The following is a 403-nucleotide window of genomic DNA, read 5'->3' as shown; positions in this document are numbered from 1 at the left end:
ATTCAGAAACTGATTCACTTACTGATTCTGATACGGATTCAGAAATTGACTCGCTTACTGATTCTGAGAGTGATTCAGATACTGATTCGCTTACTGACTCTGACACTGATTCAGATACTGATTCTCTTACTGACTCTGACACTGATTCAGATACAGATTCGCTTACTGACTCTGAAATTGAGTCACTTACTGATTCTGATACTGATTCAGAAACTGATTCACTTACTGATTCTGATACGGATTCAGAAATTGACTCGCTTACTGATTCTGAGAGTGATTCAGCTACTGATTCGCTTACTGACTCTGACACTGATTCAGATACAGATTCGCTTACTGACTCTGACACTGATTCTGAGAGTGATTCAGAAATTGACTCGCTTACTGATTCTGATACGGATTCAGA

At 39.0% G+C, this 403-nt stretch carries 1 protein-coding gene; it reads left to right on the top strand.

Features of this window, described 5'->3' with window-relative positions; genetic code table 11:
- The coding region (locus AB2B50_RS09695) for a hypothetical protein (RefSeq protein ID WP_320693336.1) at positions 1-403 on the top strand (403 nt) is incomplete at both ends.

This window comes from Streptococcus fermentans (assembly GCF_040888305.1).
Classification (GTDB): Bacteria; Bacillota; Bacilli; order Lactobacillales; family Streptococcaceae; genus Streptococcus; species Streptococcus fermentans.
This window is presented reverse-complemented; position numbering and strand designations above follow the sequence as displayed.